The organism is Aliivibrio thorii (genome assembly GCF_057368585.1).
In genome coordinates, this window is the sequence record NZ_CM170654.1 from 1,202,255 (window position 1) to 1,223,252 (window position 20,998).

The window sequence follows — 20,998 nt, forward strand, 5'->3', positions numbered from 1 at the left end:
AATTTTATAGTATCGCGCTCTTCTCTTTGATTAGGTAGAATAGCGCTCCCGTTTTATTTGAGTACCAAGGATCTCCATGAACTTTAATCGTATCGTCTGCTTTGATTTAGAAATGTGTTGTTGGAATGTCGACGGTAAAGGAACAACAGGGGAGATCATTGAAGTTGGGTTAGCTGAGATTGATTTAACTAAAGGTGAAGTTGTTAGACGTGCTCAATATTATGTAAAACCAGAGTATGATGAAATTTCTCTTTTCTGTGTAGAGCTAACGGGTATTACACCGCGTAAAATTGAAAAGCAAGGCCGCCCATTAGCTGGTGTATTGAAGTCTATGATTAAAAACTTTGGTGGCACAAATAAAATTTATGCGGCTTGGGGTCACGATGAACTGATCTTAAAAGCTGAATGTGAAGCGAAAGATATTGAGTTTCCATTTGTTGAATTTATTAACTTAGCGACGATTTATCGAATTAAATCACGTAAGAGAAATGAAAGAATGGGTCAGCGAAAAGCAATGGAAGAGCTTAATATTGAGTGGGAAGGAAGACAGCACTCAGGTTATGTTGATGCATATAACCTTGCGCAATTAGCATTAAAAATATTATAGATTGTAATAGGTTATTTAATAGATACATTAAAAAAGGAGCTGATTAGCTCCTTTTTTCGTTTGATTCAATCGACTTTATTTATTATCGCGCTTGTATAGTTCAACAAATGAACGCTGATAAGCAGTTGCGATTTTAGTTATGATTTTTTTAGCCATAGCAGCGTCACCCTTTAATTTAGTAATAAGACGAGATATTTCGTCTTTGTATGGCGCGCATTATAGGTCATTTTTTTATTATTTCTAGCAAGTAAAATTGTTTTTTAAGATTAGTTTATCTAATGCTTATTTCATTATCTTTGGTATTAATGAAAATGAAGTATTCATTTTTTACAGAATAAAAAGGAAGTCATGTCGACTTCCTTTTTACGATTAGAACATGTATTTTTATTTACGCTTGTGCACTTTCTACCTGTTCATCCGTGCTTTTCTCACCAAGCACTCGACTTGTAATTGTACCTGCGGTCATTGCACCGCTGACATTTAGTGCCGTACGAGCCATATCAATTAATGGTTCGATAGAGATAAGTAGAGCTGCAATTGTTACAGGTAAGCCCATTGCAGGAAGTACAATAAGAGCTGCGAATGTTGCACCGCCACCGACACCTGCAATACCAAATGAACTCACCGTGATAATGGCAACTAAAGACAGAATAAAGTGAGCATCAATTGGGATCCCCATTGTTGGCGCAACCATTACTGCTAGCATTGCAGGGTAAATACCTGCACAACCGTTTTGACCAATCGTAGCACCAAATGTTGCTGATAAGTTTGCAATTGCAGGTGGAACGCGAAGTTTTGTAATTTGCGCTTCAACGTTTAGTGGGATTGTTGCAGCAGAGCTACGAGAGCTAAATGCAAACGTCAATACAGGCCAAATTTTCTTAAAGTAATCAATCGGGTTCACACCAACAAATGAAACCAATAAACCGTGAACCACAAACATAAGAAGAATAGCGACATAAGAAGCAATAATAAAACCAAGTAGATTTAAAATATCCGCCGCATTTGAGGTTGCGACTACTTTTGTTAATAACGCCAAGATACCGTAAGGGGTTAGTGCCATGATCATTTTAACTAAACGCATCACAATAGATTGAGCTACGTCTACAAAAGTATTAATTGGGCCTGCTAACTCTTCTTTCTCTTGGCTTACTTTACGAGCAGCGATACCAGCAAGAATAGCAAAGATGACTACCGCAATAATAGACGTTGAGCGAGTACCTGTTAAATCAGCAAATGGATTTGTGGGAATAAAGCTGACAAGCATTTGAGGAATGGTTAAATCACTAACCGTGCTGATACGAGATTCTAACACCGCAACACGAGCCGTTTCACGAGCGCCTTCAGTTAAGCCTTCCGCAGTTAAACCAAAAGTGTGAGTTACTGCAATACCAATTAAGGCAGAGATCATTGTTGTGACTAAAAGTACACTAATAGTAACGCCGCTAATTTTTCCTAAAGAGCCTGATTTATCGAGCTTAACAACCGCAGAGAACATAGAGACTAATACTAATGGCATGATAACCATTTTTAATAGACCAACATAACCGCTACCAACAATATTCACCCAATCAAGAGTAGTCTTGATTACAGTACTGCCTTCTCCATGAATGACATGAAGACCTAAACCATAAAGACTACCAGCAATTAAACCAATAAGAACAAGGCGAGACAGCGTATATTCTTTGCGCTGTTGGGTATTAAGAAAGAAGATAAGACCGATAAAGACGATCAAATTGATGATAACGGCTAATGACATACTGCTTTTCCTGTTTATGTTAGTGCGCTCGTTATTGTATTTATTTGAAACAAGCCCTTTGTATTTAAAGGCATAATAACGGTAAGGCTATTGGTAAGATAAGTAATAAAAGTTATCATATATAATCAAATGGAATAACGGTTGTATTTTAGGTTATAGATAAATCAGTTCGGTGCTAATTTGAGTATTTGTAGAACAGAATAAGGGGATGAGGTACCATTTCTAAATAATAAAAGTTAATCAGAAAGGAAAATGAAATGGATCATGAATTTTGGGAAAAGAAATGGGCAAGTAACGTTATAGGTTTTCATCTATCGGACATAAACCCAATCTTGACTCAGTATTGGTCGGCGTTGAAACCAAGTAGTAATGAGAGTGTTTTTGTTCCTTTATGTGGTAAATCAATGGATTTAGATTGGCTTGCAGAGAAGCATAATTCAGTCACGGGTGTTGAGTTAAGTAAAATAGCAGTGCGTGCTTTTTTTGCTGAGCGTCTGTACACACCAACAGTCACTGCATTAACTAGCAGTCTTGAATTGTATGAGTTTGATGAATTTACCATTTATTCTGGTGATTACTTTACTGCGCCTATTGAAGCCACCGACCTTATTTATGATCGCGCAGCCCTTGTTGCCCTGCCTAAAGAGATGCGAGTAGAGTATGTGCAAGTTTTACGCACTCGTTTAAAAGAGGGCGGACGTATCTTATTAGTGACATTAGATTACGCTCAAGATGAAATGTCAGGACCTCCATTCTCAGTGCCAGAAGAGGAAGTTCGTTCACTATTTTCAGGTATGACGATTACTCGCTTACTGCGTGATGAAGCCGATGCAAATCATCCCAGAATTAAAAAAGGATTATCACGCTTTGCGGAAGAAGTGTGGTTGATTGAGAATTAATAAATAGTCAGAATATAAAAGGTGACCATATAGATTAGTCACCTTTTGCTTATTTATCATGTAGAAAGTAAATGAAATTATCGTTGTTCTAAAGGATACGAACGGTAGCTCCACATACCATAAACACGTAATGCATCACGATAAATACCTAATAACTCACCGTCTGTCGGGACTTTCAATTCTTCTAATGGACGATCGTTAGCGGCATAGGTATCAAACGTGATCCCTTTAGGGCCAGTCTGCCAGCTAGCCACTTCAAATAATGCTTGTCCACGGCGAACATGGCTTGCCGAACTAATAATTGTAGCGTGGTCAATATCATGACGAGCTAATGCGTAGCTGCTGTATAATGCGTTTTCTACCGTACTTCTGGCGTAGTTGTCTTCAATAATACGAGATTTATCTATTCCATTTTTCACTAACCAATCAGCCATTAACTTACCTTCGGTTTTGTGATTTTTAGGTACACCGCCAGTCACTACGATGTAAGTGTTAGGGTTCTTCTTCGCCATCGTTAGCGTTGCATTTAATCGATCAATTAAGATGTCGTTCATGCTGCCATCTGGATTTAAGGCGTACCCTAGGGTGATGATTGCATTATTACCTTTGGCTGGTTTTTTGATTGTATTACTTAATGGCGTATCAACGATTCTATCAATGGTCGACATGATTTTTTTCAAATCAGCAACACGTCCTTTATTTAGCTGTTCTAGAGCATTTAAATGTTTGGTTACTTCGCTTTGGTTGCCTTTAAAGTTTTGCCAAATAACAAGATATGAATGAGCGTCTACATCATCAGGAGCCACATCTAAAATTTGAGAAAATAGCTCAATTGCTCGGTCTACATTGCTGTTATAAATCTGAGCATTAGCGGCAGAAAACAATAAATCGACACGATAGGGTTCAAGTTTATAAGCATCAAGTAAGTTGTTAGTGATCATCTCCATGTTGCTTGGCATTTTAGCCGTAAAACCTGCATGAGAGATACGAGCTGGGTTTTTAAAGGTTTGATAAGCATCATTAAGTAATTGGTCGACTACCTGACGCTGAGAGGTCATTTCTGTGTAATTAATCTGTGGTTGAACCGCATCTAATGCAGCAATGCTTGGCGCTGAGTAAAGAGAGCTAGAAAGGATAGCCGCCAAAGAAAGGGTTAAGAGTGTGCGTTTCATAATGATTCCAAAGTTATCAACAAGAAGAAGTCATCCTACGATTTGAGAAAATGGTGTGCTGTGAGCGCAATCGTATTTATTTTTATTTATCAGACTCAAATGTTAATTGTATGAACTAGCGTCACAAGCAATAAGAAATCCAGCCAAAATTAAATCAATTACTCTCTAACTTTTACTTAATTAATTTTGATAATTTCTCAACTTGTAAGGTTAGTCACAGAAACAATTCTCCTTGGGCATCACAATGTGTTTACTTTCGAACGAGCGTTTAATTCATTCGTTCGAGCTTTCATCTCCCATCGCAAATATCATAATGGAGTTAACTATGTTTGGTATATTTAAACCCCAAGCACATATAAAACGCCTCGCTTCCGGCCGGTATTTTATTTATGGCTCTTGTAACTTTTGCGGTGTTGGTTTATTGGTTTAACCCAGCAGGTAATCCAACGATTGATATGATTGCTTTGGTTGCGATTGGTTTTTTAATTTATGGCCCTGTTATGCTTATTGGACTTTATGCACTTGAGCTTGTTCCTAAAAAAGCGGCAGGTACAGCGGCAGGCTTAACGGGATTATTCGGTTATCTTGGCGGCGCAGTGACAGCCAACATTATTCTTGGTTATACCGTTGATCACTTTGGATGGGATGGCGGTTTCATGATTTTAGTCGCTTCTTGTATTCTATCGATAGTTTGCTTGTTTTACGCTTTTATCGGTGAGCGTAATCATCATAAAGCGAAAGAAAAGGAACACGCAACAATCGCTTAATCGTCATTAAAATATCATAAATTTGAAGTCATATTTGGTTAATTTGTGTATTCATTAGTATGTATTATCAGCAAGTTAATCATTTATGGCTTTTTCCTCTAGATTAATCTTTGGGAATTTTTAAGGACTGAATTATGAAATGTAAAATACTCCCTCTCTCTATCTTCACTCTAGTTTGTTCTACATGGGCAAATGCTGACCCTCTTGTTATTGCTCATCGAGGTGCGTCAGGTTATTTACCTGAACATACATTAGAAGCCAAAACCCTTGCTTATGCGATGAAGCCTGATTACATCGAACAAGATGTAGTAATGACGAAAGATGACCAACTCGTTATGTTGCATGATCATTACCTTGATCGAGTTACTGATGTTGCTGAACGCTTTCCTGAGCGTGCTCGTGATGATGGTCGTTATTACGCTATTGATTTTACTTTAGCTGAGATAAAGAGTCTGCGCGTAACTGAAGGTTTTAACGTTGATGAGAAAGGAGATAAAGTAGCAGGTTATCCAAATCGCTTCCCTATGTGGAAATCGAGCTTTACGGTACCAACTCTTGCTGAAGAAATTGAATTGATTCAAGGCTTAAATCAAACGTTAGGCTACGATATTGGTTTGTATCCTGAAATAAAAGCGCCTTGGTTTCATCGTCATGAAGGGAAAGATATTAGTAAAGCAGTACTCACAGTATTGAAAAAATATGGCTATGACAGTAAAAACGATAAAATTTATCTACAATCCTTTGATCCAATTGAATTAAAAAGGATTAATGATGAGTTACTACCAGCGATGAAGATGGATTTAAAACTGGTTCAATTGATTGCTTATACTGATTGAAATGAAACCATGACTTATCATGGGGAGTTTGTAGAACCTTATAGTTATGATTGGATGTTTGAGCTTGATGGTATGAGAAAAGTGGCAGCCTATGCTGATGGTATTGGTCCTTGGAAACCAATGTTAGTTGATAATGAATCAATCAAAGATAACATCATTATTAAACCATTAATGAAACAAGCAAAAGATGCTGGGTTAGTAGTACATCCATTTACTTTCCGAGCTGAACCAGATCGTATTGCACCATATGCGACGAGCTTTGAAGATATGTTAGATGTATTTTATAACAAAGTGAAAGTAGACGGTGTGTTTACAGATTACCCAGATAAAGCTGTGAATTTTTTAAATAAACAGTAAGTAAGCGGAAACAAAAAAGGCAGTATGATTACTGCCTTCTTATTACTTATCTAAAACAAGTCGAATTACAGGTAAAGCTTTACAAGATCACTTGCTTCAACTTCTTTGCCTTCAAGTTGTTGGTTCCAGTTAGCACCAACTAAAACACCATCTTCAGATAACGTTACTAGCCAGTCTTCTGCGAAGATATCTAGTGGAATTTCGGTTACTTCAAAATCAGCCCACTCTTCAACATTATGAAATGCTGCGTCTTCTTTATTAGACCAGAATGGCATTACTTCAGAGTTTTCAAATTCAGTTGACTCAACAGAGATCCAACCTTCTTCGTTATAAAGGCTCCAAACTAGCTGCGTTTCTTTCGTTTCAGCGATGAAAAGATCTAGGTTTGTTTGAGTATCTGACGTTAATTTGCTCATGATGATGTCTCGATTAAAATAAACATGGTGAATAATAAAGGATTATGCGGATTATGATACTTAAATTTGGAAAAAATTATGTTATAAAACTATCAGATAATAATTTTATAACAACAAATTAACGGTTTGTCATTTTGTGTATTGACGCATTTTTATTCTATGCTTAAAACACACATGAAAATTAATTTGTTATACCGCTAAATGGATTGTAGGTGATTGCATGAAAGAAACAATAATCCCTTCTCAAATAGAAATAAAAAAAATTGAAGGTGACGCCTATACATTAAACCAGTCTGGTGTACCTACAAAAGTAAGTGTAGGTCAAAATATTGGGCGTGATTTAGTTTTGTTTACTGGGTATGACGCTAAAGTGGTTGTTCAAATTAACGGTAAGTTAGTAACCATTGATAAAAACTGTATGGGCTGTCTTGACGAAACGAAAACTGATGATCCACTGCAAGTGCAATCAATAGATGGGAAAGTAACTTTTGATCCTACAGAAGCAACGGATGAATTAGATATTTCGGCTATTCAAGATGCTATTTTAGCGGGGGAAGATCCAACTGAGATCCTTGAAGCTTCTGCTGCTGGTGAAGGCGATGGCTCAGCAAACGGTGGTTTTGTTGTGATTGAGTACGGCTATTATTCAGATATCGCAACAACAAACTTCACTACTTCGGATGTATTCTCCTATGATAATCAAGATGATATCGATAATTTAAGTGGTAATGATCCAACGAATGCTCCTGCGACACCAATTATTACACCAAATAATTCAGGTTTAACAAAAGAAGATGAACTTTTTGAGTCTGAAGGTCAATTAGCTGTTACTAATCCTCAAAGTAACTTTTCGTACACTTGGTCGATTAATGGCTCTCCTACAAGTGAATTTGGTACGTTAACTTTAAACCCAATTACGGGTGAGTGGGAATACATTCTTGATAATAGTGCTTTATCAGTTCAGTCATTAGCTAATGGTCAGATTATTACTGATGTGTTTGAGGTTTCAGTTTCTGCTGGTGGAAATTTAACATCAACTCAGCAGGTTACAGTAGTTATTGTAGGTACTAATGATGAACCTGTGATTTCAGGTATTTCTGTTGGTGAGCTGACTGAGGGGGATGTTGATGATACTGATCCAACCGTCAGTGAGACATTAACAGTTGCAGATGTAGATACATTAGATACTCATACTTGGACAATTGTTGAAGGTGGTAATGCTACTTATGGTGTATTAACCATAAATAATGGTGTGTGGGAATACACATTAGATAATTCTAGAGATGAGACTCAAGCTCTGGGGAAAGGCGATGTTGTTACTGAAACATTTACCATTCAAGTCGATGATGGTAATGGCGGCATTGCCGAACAAGAAGTGGTTATTACGATTAATGGTACCAATGATGAACCCGTCATTAGTGGTACAAGTACAGGGCGTGTTGTTGAGGATTTAATTGACTCTGCTAATGGGCAATTAACAGCTGTTGATGTCGACGCTGGAGATTCAGTGTCATGGTCGGTGACTGCTCCAAATCTAGGTATGTACGGTTCGCTTGTTATTGATAGTACAGGTAAATGGACTTATAGCATTGATAATAACTTATCTGCGACTCAAGCGTTATCACAAGGTGAAACTCAAACTGAAACGTTTGAAGTGGTTGCTGATGATGGTAATGGTGGTCAAGTAACCCATACCATCACCATTGATGTAACAGGCACTAACGATAATCCAGAAATTACGGATACCTCTGTTATTGCAGGTGCTGTTGAGCATCGTGTTGTAGAAAGTGCAACTGGCGATCTGACTTTTGAAGATGTTGATACTTTAGATACTCATACATGGACTGTTCAACCAAATTCAAATGATGACCTTGGTTCCTTTTCTGTTGATGCGGCAGGTAAATGGACATTTAATTTGAACTCAGCATCTATCGCCGTGATTGGGTTAGGTGCGGGCGAAACACTAGATATCATATACAGAGTAGAAGTGGCAGATAACCACGGTGGCACTGATCTTCAAGATGTAACTATTACTGTTACAGGTTCAAATGATGGCCCTGTTATTAGTGGTTCTGATACAGGCTCTGTTGTTGAAGATGTGTTGGGAAGTACTACTGGGGAGTTAATTGCAACAGATGGTGATGTTAATGACTCGGTATCATGGTCTGTTACTAACGGTGCTGGGGTATTTGGTTCTTTAAGCGTAGATAGCGCCGGTAAGTGGACCTACACCCTAGATAATAGTTTAGATGTTACTCAAGCTATTTCTAAAGATGAAATTAAAACTGAAATATTTGAGATCGTTGCCGACGATGGCAATGGCGGAGCGGTGACGCACACAGTGACTGTTGAAGTCACCGGTACCAATGACATTCCAGAAATTACAGACACATCCGTGATTGTGGGTGCGGTAGAGCACCGAGCAACAGAAAGTGCAACCGGCGATTTAGCTTTAGAAGATGTCGATACATTAGACACGCACACGTGGACTGTGGAAGCGAACAGTAATGACGAATTGGGTACGTTCAGCGTTGATGCGGATGGTAAGTGGACGTTTGATTTAAACACCGCGTCAGCGAGTGTGATTGCGTTGGGCGTTGGCGAGACGATGGACATCGTCTATGTGGTTCAAGTTGAAGACAACCACGGTGGCATCGATACACAAGAAGTCACTATTACGGTTACAGGCTCAAACGATGGCCCAACCATCAGCGGCACCGATACAGGTTCGGTTGTTGAAGACAGCGTAGGGGTTGCAGAAGGTCAATTAGAAGCAACCGATGCAGATACCACTGATACGCATGCATGGTCAGTGACTGATGGTGCAGGCACATATGGCGTATTAACCGTTGATGCAACAGGTAAGTGGACTTACACCTTAGATAATGGCTTAGATGTGACTCAAGCTATTTCTAATGGCGAAGTGAAAACAGAAACGTTTGAGGTTGTGGTCAATGATGGCAACGGCGGTACGGTGACGCACACAGTGACTGTTGAAGTCACCGGTACCAATGACATTCCAGAAATTACAGACACATCCGTGATTGTGGGGGAGGTAGAGCACCGAGCAACAGAAAGTGCAACCGGCGATTTAGCTCTAGAAGATGTCGATACATTAGACACGCACACGTGGACTGTGGAAGCGAACACCAATGATGAATTGGGTACGTTCAGCGTTGATGTGAATGGTAAGTGGACGTTTGATTTAAACACCGCGTCAGCGAGTGTGATTGCGTTGGGCGTTGGCGAGACGATGGACATCGTCTATGTGGTTCAAGTTGAAGACAACCACGGTGGCATCGATACACAAGAAGTCACGATTACGGTTACAGGCTCAAATGATGGCCCAACCATCAGTGGTACGGATACAGGTGCGGTTGTTGAAGGCAGCGTAGGGGTTGCAGAAGGTCAATTAGAAGTAACCGATGCAGATACCACCGATACGCATGCGTGGTCAGTGACTGATGGTGCAGGCACATATGGCGCATTAACCGTTGATGCAACAGGTAAGTGGACTTACACCTTAGATAATAGCTTGGATGTGACTCAAGCTATTTCTAATGGCGAAGTGAAAACTGAAACGTTTGAGATCGTTGCCGATGATGGCAATGGCGGAACGGTGACGCACACAGTGACTGTTGAAGTCACTGGCACCAATGATCTTCCGAGTGTTGCAGGATCATCAGTAACCTCTGGATATATAACCGAAGAGACTGTTCTGAGTGCAAGCGGCGATCTGTTTGTTGATGATGTCGATATACTAGATTCACACACTTGGACACTGCTTTCTTCAAATACAGATCCTTATGGTTCTATTGTTGTTTCGACTAATGCTGACGGTTCAGGCAAATGGGAATACACCCTGAATAATACCGCTTCACAAGTTCAAGCGCTGGCTAATGGTGAAACGCATACTGTTGAATATCAAATTCAAGTCGATGATGGCCAAGGTGGTTTAACCACTGAAACAGTTTCTATTGAAATAACAGGCACTAATGATGAACCCGTGGTATCTGGTCAAGCCACAGGCTTAGTAAAAGAAGATACGGCAACCCAAACTGAAGCAGAAGGTCAATTGACCGTTGAAGATGTCGACTTAATCGATGTTCACGCTTGGAGTGTAGACAGTAATAACGGTACTTATGGTTCGATTGCGATTGATCCTGTAACCGGTAAATGGGTTTACACCATAGACAACACATTATCTGCTACTCAAGAATTGATTGAAGGCCAAAGTGTAGAAGATAAGTTCACGGTAACGGTTGATGATAACCAAGGTGGAACTGACACAATTGAAATTGTCATTACTGTGGTTGGTACAAATGGTGTTCCTGTAATTGGTGGCGATGCTGTTGGTGATGTGACAGAAGATATGACACTAACTACAACAGGAACGTTAACAGCAACAGATGAAGACGCTACAAGTTCATTTAATTGGAATATCGTTGGCTCAGATACGGGTACTTACGGTAAGTTTACGCTTGATGCTGCTACTGGTGTTTGGTTATACACTTTAGATAACGATGCCGCTCAATCGCTTGGTGCTGGTGATGATCCGGTAAAAGAATACTATACTGTGGAATTAAGTGATGGTGCTGGTGGTGTCATTACAGAAACGATTGAAATTACTATTAACGGAACCAATGATTTACCTGAATTATCGGGACAAGCTACAGGATCAGTAAAAGAAGATTCAATTGAAACCACAGAAGGCCAATTAATTGTTGATGATGTTGATTTAAGTGATACTCATACATGGGATGTTCAACCAGCTAGTGGAACCTATGGCTCTATTACTGTTGATGCAAACGGTAAATGGGTTTACACCATAAATAATGCATTAGATGCTACGCAAAAATTGGCAGAGGGAGAGGCGGGTGAAGATAAGTTCATTGTCACGGTTGATGATGGGCAAGGTGGAACGGCTCAAAAAGAAATCGTTATTTCGCTAGAAGGAACTAACGATTTACCTACCGTTGTAGATAGTAATGATACCGGTACTGTCATAGAGGACGGAGTTCAAACGATTTCAGATACCTTAATAGTTAATGATGTAGATGATTCAGATACTCATAATTGGTTTGTTATCGGTGCAGATGAGTCTAAATTAGGTAATTTCTCTATTGATGCAGCTACTGGTAAATGGACTTATGTTCTTAAAAATGATGAAGCTCAGCTACTGGCAAAAGATGAAACGGTTGTTGAAAGTTTTGTTGTAGTCGTTGGTGATGGAAATAACGGTTATGCTCAGCATACTGTTGAAGTTACCATCATAGGCACTAATGATAGACCCGAGATTACAGGTAGAACAGCAGGTACGGCAGTCGAAGACATTATACCGACAGCAACGGGCGCATTAACTGCAGTTGATGTTGATTTTACGGATACCCATACTTGGCTTGTCGAGGGGGGTGGTGTCGGTAAATACGGAACCATGACGGTAGACGCTGATGGGAACTGGATTTATGCATTAGACCCATCAAATCCTGATACTCAAGCATTAGCTGAGAACCAACAAGAATTTGAAACATTTACCATAGCGGTTGATGATGGTAATGGTGGAACTAACGCCATAATGATCACTGTTGAGGTTTTAGGTACCAATGATATACCCGTTATTGGTGGTAAAACATCTAATACTATTATTGAAGATGATCAAGTCTCTGTTTCTGGTCAGCTAACTGATGGCGATGTTGATATTACTGATACGCATAGCTGGACGTTATTAACTGATCCTAAAGGAATATTTGGTTCAATGTTCCTTGATGCTAATGGTGAGTGGACATACACCATAGATAATTCTTCACGACTAACTCAAGGCCTACTTGAAGGTCAAGTAGTTCAAGAAAAATTCATTATTCAAGTTGAAGACCAATATGGTGCAATTGATACTGTTGAAGTTACTGTCGAGGTAACGGGAACTAATGATATACCTGAGTTATCCGGTAATTTAACTGGAATTGTTGAAGAAGATTCAGCAATCACTATTGTTAATGGTCAACTTGAACCTGATGATAAAGATATTAGAGATACTTATACATGGACCCTTGACTCTAAAACAGGTTCATACGGAACATTAACATTAAGTGCGGATGGACGTTGGGTTTATAATTTAGATAATGATAAGGCTTCAGTTCAAAGTCTATCTGAAGGTGAAAATGCACAGGATAGCTTTACGGTAACAGTTACGGACAGTTTTGGTGCATCAACATCAAAAGAAATCGTCATTGATATTATTGGTGATAATGATCAACCTTCGATTGGTGGTGCAATAACTGGTAGTGCTATTGAAGGAACAACAGGAAAAGACGTAGCAACTGGTGAGTTAACCGCTGTTGATATGGATAGCTTAGATGATCACACATGGTCAATTCTCACTCCGGATGGTGTTTACGGAACATTAAGTATTGACCCTAATACTGGCAAATGGATTTATCAACTAGATAACTCTAGACCAGCCACAATAGGGATTTCTTCTGGCCAAACGGTTCAAGATAAGTTTGTTGTTGAAGTTGATGATGGTGAAGGTGGTACTAATCAAATAGAAGTGATTATTGATATTGCGGGTACAAACAGTTCTCCTGGCATTATTGGTGATACTACTGGTGAAATAAAAGAAGATGCGAATCCGAATGAAATCTCAGGCGATTTACGGTCTGGTGATTTAGATTCAATGGATACCCTTGAATGGGAAATTGTTGGTTCTGCAGGGCAGTACGGGACGTTTACTCTCGATAATAACGGGCATTGGACCTATGTTCTTAACAATAATAACAGTACTGTTAATGGCTTAAGAGAAGGTGTAGAGCTTGTTGATACTATTACAGTAAAAGTAACGGATTCATTTGGTGAAGTCTCTGAAAAAGAAGTTGAAATTACGATTGAAGGGACAAATGATGCACCATCTTTAAGTGGTGCTTTAACCGGAACAGTAATAGAAGACCAAACAACAATAATTGAGGGGCAGTTAAACAGTTCAGACCCTGATGTGGGTGATATTCATGCTTGGAATTTATTAAACGGTGTTGGCCAATATGGCTCATTAACGATGAATTCTAATGGTCGTTGGACATATACACTAATGAATTCTCTTACTGCCATTCAAGCGCTTGGACCTAATGACATATTTACTGAGACATTTGCCGTAACGGTAACTGATTCTATGGGGTTAGAATCAACCGATGATATCGTTATTACCATTCAAGGCACTAATGATCTACCTGAAATTACAGGCGGAGCAACTGGAGAGTATAAAGAAGATCAAGCGACAGATATTGTTACTGGTCAATTGATTGCCACAGATGTAGATGCTGGAGATACAACGTCTTTTGAAGTTCGAACCTATGTAGGTAACTATGGTACGTTTTATCTTGAAGCTAATGGTTCATGGCGTTATGAAATTGATAAAAATTCGACCGCGATTCAGTCTTTAAATGAAGGGGAAACCATCTCTGAGACTTTTGCCGCTGTTGCGCATGATTCTAATGGTGGTTTTACTACAGAACAAATCGATTTTACTATTGTGGGCACCAATGATAAACCTGTCGTTTCTGGTGATAGTTCTGCAACAGTCATTGAAGATGCACAGGATTTCTTACCTGCAGATGAAGCGTTTAATGGACAATTTACTAAAGTAACAGGCAACGTAATTGCAGATGATATTGATTTAGGTGATGAGGTAGTTAGCTGGCAGGTTCAAGATGGGGCGGGAATATACGGAATATTAACCATTGATGAACATGGGCAATGGACCTATTTGTTAGATAACTTTGATCCAGATACTAATGCACTTAATTTTGATGAAATTGGGATTGATTCTTTCTGGGTCACGGCTACGGATAAGCACGGTGGTGTATCTGAACCGTTTGAAGTCAAAGTTACCGTAAAAGGAAATACGGATCCTGATGGCGGTGGTGGTGGTGGTTCGTATGATGAAATTATTGACATTGAAGCGAAAGAAGAAGGTGTAGATGAAAATGGAGTCCTTGTTGGTGGTGATGGAAGTGGTTCAATAACTGCTGGTGACTTAGGGTTACCCTCAGGCTGTACGATTACTAGTGTATCTGGTGCATCTTCTGTTAATGGTGGTTTATTTGGGGATCTTGTTGTTAATCCTGATGGTACTTGGGTTTACGATGTTGATGACTCTCAGCCCTATGTAGACTCATTGTGCGAAGGAGAGAGTGTCACCGAAAAATGGACAGTAACCGTTGTTGATAGTTGTGGAACGACTTCTAGCGTATTAGTTAATGTAACTATTTTAGGAACAAATGATACTCCGGGAATTATAGTTGATTCTCCATTGTTCGGTGAACAAGGAGAAGTAATTGAAGATGATATTCTTGAAGTCTCAGGTCAGCTAGAAGTGAGCGATCCAGATAGCTGTGATACGCACACTTGGTACTTAGTGGATATATTCGGCAATAAACTTACAGATGAAGATGGTGATACAACTAACGGTTCTATAACCGTTAAAGGCACTTATGGTTGGTTAACGTTAGATGAAGCGACAGGACAATGGACTTACGTATTAGATAATGCAGATCCTACGGTACAAGCGCTCACACCAGAACAAATTGAACGTGATTTCTTTAGAGTTGTTGTCGAAGATAACCATGGGGCTAAGAGTACAGATTCTCTCATCACCATTAAAATTATAGGTGTTGCCGATGATGTCGAAACGGTTTTAATTATTGAAGAAATAGATTTCATAGAGGATGGAAGTCCATTAGAACAAACGGGTAAACTAGACGATGTTGATGGTTTAACGCCTAACCTTACTTGGAATTTAGTTTCTGGTGATGGGACGTACGGTACACTGGTTTTAGATAATGATGGCAATTGGACCTATGTACTTGATAATGACGCTTTAGAAGTTCAGCAGTTAAATAAAAATGAGCTGGTTACTGATACATTTAGCCTTACCGTTGTAGATAAGTTTGGTAAGACAGTTGTTGATGAGCACGGCAATCCCGTGATGATGATCTTTAAAGTTGATGTTACCGGTACAAATGATGTTCCAGATATTTCAGGATCATTAACTGGCAGTATTTCAAATACAGATTCTGATAGCCAAATTTCAGGTAACTTAAATGATGGTGACGTTGATGCTGGTGATTTTCATGTATGGTCAATTACTGATAATGGAGGGACTGTCGATCTTGGTAATACAGAAGTAGGAACCTATGGTGAATTAGTTCTTAATGAAAACACTGGACGATGGACATATAAGTTAAACACTTCGCTAGATGCAGTGAAATTCCTTGGTATTGGTGAGACATTATCAGACACTTTTGAAGTGACTGTTACGGACCTTTATGGTGCTACCTCAACTGAAACAGTGACAGTCACCATTGATGGCTCAAATTTACCACCAGAAATAGTTCAAAATGATCAAATCATTATGGAGTTAAAAGAAGATGAAACAATTACCGACTCTAAGGCATTAGTCGCAACGGATCCAAACGGTGATACGGTTACCTTTAGCGCAAAAACTCTCACTGGTACCTACGGTACGTTCACTATTGATGAAAATGGTGTATGGACTTATACCTTAGATAATAATGAAGCTCATATCCAAGGGTTAAAAGAAGGTGAGATGGTTTCTGAGGTCTTTACCGTATTTGCGGTTGATGTTCACAGAGCAAAAACAGCACAAGAAGTAACGGTAAATATCACTGGTACCAATGATATCCCGCAAATTTCAGGAATGGATACTGGTGTCGTACAAGAAACAGATGGCAGTACTACATCAGGTAACTTTGTAACTAATGTAACTGATATTGGGGATAGCATCAGTGTTAGTGCTGGTATGCAAGGAAGCTATGGTGTCGTTAGTGTAGATGAAGCTACAGGTAAGTGGATCTATACAGTTGATGGTAACGATCCTACAGTAAATAGTTTATCAAAAGGTGAAACACTGACCGATACCGTCACAATTACAGCAACAGATGAGTTCGGTGCTTCTACGGATATGACAATAACTATCATCATCAATGGTGAAAATGATGCCCCAAGTCTAGTCGTTACCACACCAACTGAATTAACAGAGGATAGTGGTGTAACAGTATCGAATACTATTGAAGTCACAGGTAATTGGGACGATGGTGATCCTGATACTGCAGATACTCACATATGGGAAGTTCTAAGTGGTGATAGCCTTGGAATATTAACCTTTGAACCAAATGGTGACTATAAATTAGTTGTTGATAATTCAGTATTAGAAATTCAACAACTTGGTGTAGGTGAAAAACTAGAATTAACTTACACGGTTAAAGTGACCGATGAACATGGCTTAAGTAGTACGCAAGACATTACTTTTACAGTCAATGGCACAAATGACGATCCTGAAGTGGTTAATACTAGTGTTCTCTCTGTTGATGTTGAAGAAGATGGTACTTTGACTCAATCTGGACAATTAGATATTACGGATATTGATATTTCAGATACAACGTTTGATTTCAGTGTCATTACATCACCAACAAATGCTTATGGCTCTGTAACCGTTGATGCAAACGGAGAATGGACTTACGTATTAGATAACGATAAAGCTCAAGATATCGGTGATGAAACCATCACAGAAACGTTTACTATTCAAATTGATGATGGGAATGGTGGTGTAATTACACAAGACGTTACCGTAAATATTACAGGTACAGATGATGATCCTATTATCGATACGACAATTCCTCAAGTCGTAGAGAGTACGGTAGTCGAAGACGGAACACTGACAGCAACAGGTCAAGTTGCTTATGTGGATCCTGAAGGGGATCTAATCAATTACAATGTGATTAATCCGCCATCCTCGCCTTATGGGACCTTCACTGTGGGTGCCGATGGTACATGGACATATGAGTTAGATAATGCATTAGCGCAAGAAATTGGTGTTGCTGGTGCTCAAGAAACTTACACAATTGAAGTAACAGATCAAACCGGTGGAACAATACAGCAAGAGATCACTATTAATATTACAGGTGAAAATGACGATCCAACGATAGATGTATCGAGCGTCATTATTGGTAGTGTTGATGAAGACGGTACAGCAACGGCTACAGGTCAATTAAATGTATCCGATGTTGATCTTACCGATACAAGTTTCACTTATTCAGTGATTTCTGGGCCTAACACCGCAGGGACGCCAGGAGATTTATCTGGTTTATATGGTGCTTTAACTGTTGATGGCAATGGTGAGTGGACCTATTTACTTGATAACAATAAAGCTCAAGTGTTGGGTGATACTGTAGCGACAGAAAAATTCACGATTGAAGTGGCAGATGGTAATGGAGGCACAATAACTCAAGAAATTACTGTTAGTGTCACAGGTAATGATGACCAACCAATTGTCGATGCAGGGGTTACTCAAGAAACGACAGGAGCTGTTGTTGAAGACGGAGCGCTGCATGCAGAAGGTACCATTGCTTATCTAGACCCAGAAGGTACAGATATAGGTTATACTGTATCAACATCATCGACACCTTTGTATGGGACATTTATTGTTGACCCAATAACAGGTAAGTGGGAATACGATTTAGATAGTGGACTCTCACAAGCGATAGGCATTGATGGTGCTCAAGAGTCTTTAGTTATTGATGTAACTGATGCCTCTGGACTGGTAACACAGCAAGTAATCACAATTAATATCACTGGAGAAAATGACTCACCAGAGATATCAGGAATAAGCACGGCAGACGTAAAAGAAGGTGTAGTTGAAACGGCTAATGGGCAATTAACAGCAACCGATGCTGAAAATGATTCAATAACCTGGCAGCTTGCTTCTACGTCTTCAGCGACAAGTGCTTATGGAACATTAAGTATTAACTCGGCAGGTTTATGGACATATATTCTTCTTGAAGACAGTACATTAGCATTAGCCGCAGATACAACAGACGAGTTTACAGTCGAGGCTTCTGATGGAAAAGGAGGCGTTACTCAGCAAGTAATTACCGTGGTGGTTGCAGCTCCAACCATCATTCAAGGTGCTGTTGGTTCAGATATTTTAACCGGAACAACAAACGATGAACTTCTATTTGGTAATCCATTAGATCTTTCTGATACAGGTACTGCAGATACCTTCACTTGGACTAATGCCTCTATTGGTGGTGACTTAGCTCGTGATGTGATTAAAGATTTTGATCTTGATAGTGACAAAATTGACTTAAGTGATATTGCAAATATCACAACAGTTTGGGATTCTGCCGTATTAGCATCTCAAATCCAAATTGGTGAAGTAGATGGTAGTACCGAGATTTATATAAATGAAGCAGGGGCAACGGTTCAAACTATTATTGTCGATGGTATAACATTAGATGAATTAGCCGGAGAATCAACCGCCTCAATGACTGATGAAGAGAAGTTGAATGCATTAACTAATTCTGGTCATCTGGTTGTTTCAGATACGTTTGGTAACGAAAGTGACAACGTCTTATACGCATCAGGAGAGAATGATATTTTAACTGGTGGTGCAGGTAATGATATCTTCTATTTTGCTGAAGATATTGGAGGAAGTCCTGCGACGCCATCTCAAACCTCAATTGCTGATTTTGCTGTTGATGGCGTAGCCGCTAATGGTGAAGCTGATATTTTAGATTTGGCTGACCTATTACCTGATTCAATTCAAGCAAGCTCGACAATGGATGATATGTTACAACACATTAATGTAAATATTGATGATGGTAATGCACAAACAGTATTGTCTGTCACTGATGAGTTGGGTAATAAAACCGATATAACGTTAGAAGGCGTAGATAGTACCACTCTTGGGATCAGTGATTTAGGCTCAATGAGTGATCAAGATATCTTGAGTACAATATATAATGATTTCAACATGTTTAAAGTGGATTAGTACTATTTATAATATTTAGTTGATGTAAATAAAAAGGCGAGAAGGGTTAACCTTCTCGCCTTTTTTAATACTTTAAAGCGTGCTTAATTTCGTTTTATACAACGCGACAAGCAAAGCCTTTCAGGTAGAAACCTTCAGGGTAAGCTGAATCAAGAGGGTGATCCGCTGCTTGCTCAAAACGCTCAATAAACTGAACGGTACGCTTAGCATCAAGAGCTGCATCCGCAACGATTTTTTGGAATAAGCCCGTATCCATAAGACCAGAACAAGAATACGTTAATAACGTACCGCCTGGATTTAGGATCTGCATCGCAAGCATATTGATGTCTTTATAACCACGGCATGCACCAGTAAGCTGATTTTTAGATTCAGCAAATTTGGGTGGATCCATGATCACAACATCAAATTTAGTGCCGTTATCACGGTATTCACGAAGCAGCTTAAATACATCAGCGTTTAAGAATTCAGCTTTTGATAAGTCAAATCCGTTAATTTCCGTGTTGTTTTTTGCGTTATCCAAAGCAAGTTGAGAAACATCAGCATTAATAACGTGTTTAGCTCCACCTTTAAGAGAGTAAAGACCAAAGCCACCCGTGTAAGAGAAACAGTTAAGTACTGTTTTGTCTTTAACGTATTTACATGAACGCTCACGGCTATCACGTTGGTCAAGGTAGAAACCTGTTTTATGACCATTAACGATATCAACGCTAATTTTTACACCGTTCTCTTCAATGATCACTGATTCTGGCGGCTCTTCACCGTGTAAAACACCAGTGCGTTGTTTTAGACCTTCTTTTTTACGAACAGAAACGTCAGAACGCTCGTAAATATTACAGTCTGGGTAGCATTCAATTAATGCTTCCACTAATAAATCTTTAGTTGCTTCAGCACCAGCACTCAATAATTGGCAAACAAAATAGTTTTGGTAACGGTCAATAGTAATACCTGGTAAACCATCAGACTCAGCAGCAATTAAACGGTAGCCAGTTAAACCTTCACGTTCAGCAAGAACATCACGTAAGCCTTGTGCTTGATTTAAACGACGAACGAAAAAGTCTTTATCAATTGCTTCGTTTTTATCAAACGTCCAAACACGAGCGCGGATTTGAGATTGTGGAGAAAATGCACCACGAGCTAGCCATTCACCACTGTTTGAATAGATCTCAACTGTTTCACCTAGCTCTGCTTTTCCATCAATGCGGTCAATACCACGAGAAAAGATCCAAGGGTGACGGCGACGCAATGCTTTATCACGTCCTTTTACTAAATAGATTGAAACAGTCATATTGATGCTCTGATGAGTTAATTAGGGGGCTATTCTCTTTTAAGTCACAAGGAAAAGCA

At 39.3% G+C, this 20,998-nt stretch carries 7 protein-coding genes and 2 pseudogenes; 5 read left to right on the plus strand and 4 right to left on the minus strand.

The annotated features are described in order from the left end of the window. Positions 1-76: 76 nt before the first annotated feature. On the plus strand, positions 77-607 hold the full coding sequence (locus AC2IP4_RS05480) for a 3'-5' exonuclease (protein ID WP_105054931.1): 531 nt from the start codon (positions 77-79) through the stop codon (positions 605-607). 388 nt (positions 608-995) lie between these two features. On the opposite strand, the gene AC2IP4_RS05485 is transcribed toward AC2IP4_RS05480, so the two are convergent. Continuing rightward, positions 996-2,366, minus strand: coding sequence for an L-cystine transporter (locus tag AC2IP4_RS05485; protein ID WP_375322609.1), 1,371 nt, complete (start codon positions 2,364-2,366; stop codon positions 996-998). Positions 2,367-2,623: 257 nt separating this feature from the next. On the opposite strand from AC2IP4_RS05485, the gene AC2IP4_RS05490 reads away from it, so the two are divergent. After that, positions 2,624-3,265 (plus strand): thiopurine S-methyltransferase, encoded by a 642-nt coding sequence (locus tag AC2IP4_RS05490; RefSeq protein WP_375322608.1) that lies wholly within the window; start codon positions 2,624-2,626, stop codon positions 3,263-3,265. 77 nt (positions 3,266-3,342) lie between these two features. Here the strand turns inward: AC2IP4_RS05490 and AC2IP4_RS05495 are convergent, their stop codons facing one another. Continuing rightward, a complete protein-coding gene (locus AC2IP4_RS05495) occupies positions 3,343-4,437 on the minus strand; it encodes an ElyC/SanA/YdcF family protein (protein ID WP_375322607.1) in 1,095 nt (364 codons plus the stop codon). 371 nt (positions 4,438-4,808) lie between these two features. Here AC2IP4_RS05495 and glpT point away from each other — a divergent pair. Continuing rightward, positions 4,809-5,204: pseudogene (gene glpT / locus AC2IP4_RS05500) on the plus strand (glycerol-3-phosphate transporter); the annotation flags it as partial. 134 nt (positions 5,205-5,338) lie between these two features. Beyond that, a pseudogene (gene glpQ / locus AC2IP4_RS05505) lies at positions 5,339-6,397 on the plus strand (glycerophosphodiester phosphodiesterase). Between the two features lie 65 nt (positions 6,398-6,462). On the opposite strand, the gene AC2IP4_RS05510 reads toward glpQ, so the two are convergent. After that, positions 6,463-6,813, minus strand: coding sequence for a DUF2750 domain-containing protein (locus AC2IP4_RS05510; protein ID WP_375322606.1), 351 nt, complete (start codon positions 6,811-6,813; stop codon positions 6,463-6,465). A 220-nt stretch (positions 6,814-7,033) separates the two neighbouring features. On the opposite strand from AC2IP4_RS05510, the gene AC2IP4_RS05515 reads away from it, so the two are divergent. Then, positions 7,034-19,654 carry a retention module-containing protein gene (locus AC2IP4_RS05515; protein WP_486310632.1) on the plus strand — a complete coding sequence of 4,207 codons (12,621 nt, stop codon included), beginning with the start codon at positions 7,034-7,036 and terminating at the stop codon, positions 19,652-19,654. Between the two features lie 94 nt (positions 19,655-19,748). On the opposite strand, the gene AC2IP4_RS05520 is transcribed toward AC2IP4_RS05515, so the two are convergent. Continuing rightward, on the minus strand, positions 19,749-20,939 hold the full coding sequence (locus tag AC2IP4_RS05520; protein WP_486310633.1) for a class I SAM-dependent methyltransferase: 1,191 nt from the start codon (positions 20,937-20,939) through the stop codon (positions 19,749-19,751). Positions 20,940-20,998 lie beyond the last annotated feature (59 nt).